The 2,947-nt window shown below is 41.1% G+C and carries 3 protein-coding genes; all 3 read right to left on the reverse strand.

All coding sequences use genetic code 11. The annotated features are described in order from the left end of the window. Positions 1–60: 60 nt before the first annotated feature. The 3 genes from tnpC to tnpA all read right to left on the reverse strand — a co-directional run bounded on the left by tnpC (position 61) and on the right by tnpA (position 2,770). Complete coding sequence (tnpC, locus tag EDD59_RS17535; RefSeq protein WP_132384252.1) at positions 61–1,737, reverse strand: IS66 family transposase; 1,677 nt, start codon at positions 1,735–1,737, stop codon at positions 61–63. Between the two features lie 281 nt (positions 1,738–2,018). After that, positions 2,019–2,384: an IS66 family insertion sequence element accessory protein TnpB gene (tnpB, locus tag EDD59_RS17540; RefSeq protein ID WP_132384254.1), complete on the reverse strand. Its 366-nt coding sequence runs from the start codon at positions 2,382–2,384 to the stop codon at positions 2,019–2,021. Beyond that, positions 2,378–2,770 carry an IS66 family insertion sequence element accessory protein TnpA gene (gene tnpA, locus EDD59_RS17545; RefSeq protein ID WP_165921001.1) on the reverse strand — a complete coding sequence of 131 codons (393 nt, stop codon included), beginning with the start codon at positions 2,768–2,770 and terminating at the stop codon, positions 2,378–2,380. The genes tnpB and tnpA overlap by 7 nt, the downstream gene beginning before the upstream one ends. Positions 2,771–2,947: the final 177 nt, after the last annotated feature.

The raw sequence follows: 2,947 nt of genomic DNA on the forward strand, positions 1-2,947 counted from the left end.
GTAAGCGATGAATAACACAGCGCATAGACTTTCCCCATCGCTTACATTTTTGTGAAAATTTTAAACAGTTAGGGCTGGATGATCTTCAACCGTTATTATTTCAACATCTATTAATCCAGAACAATGCTCTTTTATGAAATCACTCCATGGCAGTAATTGTTCAATACCTTCGAGCCCATTTTTGTGACCCGGCATGTACAATAGCAATGTATAGATATATTGGAACACGTTCAGATTGTTTGCTTTTGCTGTCTCTACGAGACTATATATGATGGCACTTGCATTTGCACCAGCGACTGATGCATGAAATAGGGAAGCTTTCCTTCCGATTGCATAAGATTTTGCCATCCGTTCACAATAGTTGTTCGATAATTCGAGGCGGCCATCCTGCAAATAGGTGCATAGACTATCCCTGTGATTTTGGGCATAGTTCACCGCTTTTTCCAGTTTGCTGCCTTTAGTAGTATTCAGGGAATTAATCCATTTCCAGAAATTATCCCATACTGGAACTTCCTGCTCTAAGCGTTTTGCTTTTCGTTCTTCCGGTGGTAAATCCTTGAATTCCCGTTCCAGATAGAAGAGTTTGTTGCAATAAGCAACACCGATTTCCGCTGGAATGTACTTATCAAGATCACTTTGGGGAATTACTGGCTCCTTGATGGCTATGGGGGAATTGATATCCAGCAGCTTCATGGTTTTCTTCTTCTGTGCAGGTAGTGCTTCATAAAACTTTCTTCTGCAGTGGGCCATGCAGCATGCAAGCAACACATCAATCACCTTATTGTAGCCCTGATATCCATCACACTGGAGCATCCCATGGAATCCTTCCAAAAATTCCTGTGGATGAATGCCGCCTCGACCTGGTTGATACTCATACATGACGATTTTGGGCAGACCATCCGTACCGGAAGTGTAAATCCACATATAGGATGTTGACTGTGCTTCCTTTCCTTCTTCACGAAGTACCTGACAGGTGGTTTCGTCGGCATGTATTACATCCCGCATGATCAATTCTCTATGAATGAGGTCATAGATAGGGAACAGATATTTTTCTGCGGCTATAATACACCAGTTTGCAAGAGTTTCTCTTGGGATTTTTGCTCCCAATTGAGTGAATGCTGACTCCTGCCTGTAATAAGGAAGCCCCATAAAACATTTGCTGAACATAACAAATGCCACTGCGGAAGCAGATGCAGGACTGTGCGGAATTAAAGCACTTGGAACTTCACCTTTTTTGAAACTGCCGTCATAATCCTTTTTGCAATCAGGACAAATCAGTACCTCCTGCATATATCGTACTCTTTCAACAATGGCAGGAGTAATACGGATTTCTTCCCTGACAAAGGTTGGTTTCATGGGAATCATTTCAGCATTGCACCAGTCACAGAAGCGTTCCTCCTCAGGCACAGGACAGATGATCTCTTTTACTGGAAGATTCCCATAAAGTTCATCCCTTGTAGCTTTTGGTTTGCGTTCTCTCGTATAGCTTTTTACCTGAACAGATTCTTTTTTAGCATCAGTTTCTGCAGTATCTTCTTTGTTAGAAGTTTTCTCACTTTTTACACCAAAGAATTGTCGTCTGAATTCATCCAGGGTTTCTTCGAGATTCGCTTTCAGGGTGCGTAGCTCATCAATCATGGTTCTTAATTCTTTGATGGTTTCTTCCTGCTCATTGATACGAGATGCCTGTGTCTCGATGACCATTTTTAAGAGTTCATTTTCACTTTGCGCTGACATCCCGTACCTCCTGACTTTTTCTTTTATTATATAAAAAATCAGGGGTTTTGACAAATGACAGCGATATCACGTATGGTCATTTTGACTGTGTATAACTTACTGTAAAACAGCGTAAAATCACGTGTTTTACAGTGTCTGCGGAAGTGTTATACACATCAATATCCTGAAATAAGCTGCAATACACGGATAAGTTTCCGATTCAGGGTATTGATGTGGACAACCACGGTTTTTTGATAAAATCGGGCGTCCATAAGTTTTTCATTTTCTCTATAATGCACAAATCAAAAGACTTTGTTGCTATTTTTAGGTACAGGACGGATCGCTTTCGGCTGGTCTATGGACAGGCCTTCCATCAGCCACCGAAACTCCTGCCTGGTAATTGCTCTTACCTCAGCAGCATTTCGGGGCCATTGAAATCTGCCTTCACTGTCTAAACGTTTATAGATTAAACAAAAACCGTCTTTGTCGAAATATAAAGCCTTGATCGTGTTACAGCGCTTACCGCAGAACAGATACAGCGCATTTGCATAAGGATCCATCTGATAAGTGTCCCGGATGATCGCCATGAGACCATCTATGCTGCGTCTCATATCAGTTTTGCCTGTTACAAGGTAAATCTTGGCAACTCCGGAAACATCACCTAACATAGAAACCGCAACGCAGTTATTGTATTCTGTATTACTTCCTGTGTTGCATTGTTGGCAATCTCAACTGTTATGCTATGAATGTTCAGGCGAACAGCAGAGGTATGATCAGTAGGGCTTGATGGTATTGGTGCCTTAGAAGTAATCGCAGGGACTTCCTCCATATGCAATGGAACTACTTCCTGGATATCGCTTCTTTGTCTCGTAAAACTATTTTCAGGAATATCACATGCCTTCTTGCGAAGCTGTTTTACGTGATAATAGAAGGTTGGCGATTTTATTTCATTCTCTTGCATCCATTGTGCATCAGATTTTCCGCTTGTACGACACTGCTGTATTAAATCAAACCAGTGACGATCAGACGCTGATAAATTTTGAGGGTATTCCATTGAGTATTTCATCTCCATTTCTGATAGATTATGAAGTAAAATGCTCAAACTCAGGAAGCATATATAGAGTAACACTCAACCGTCAAGTATTGGCAAATCCTGATTCATCTACTTCATGTAGATAGATTATCTCATATCGGATCTGAAATTTGGAACGCTATGTTATTCATCGCTTAC

Origin of the sequence: Muricomes intestini (assembly GCF_004346165.1) — a bacterium.
GTDB classification, from domain to species: Bacteria; Bacillota; Clostridia; order Lachnospirales; family Lachnospiraceae; genus Muricomes; species Muricomes intestini.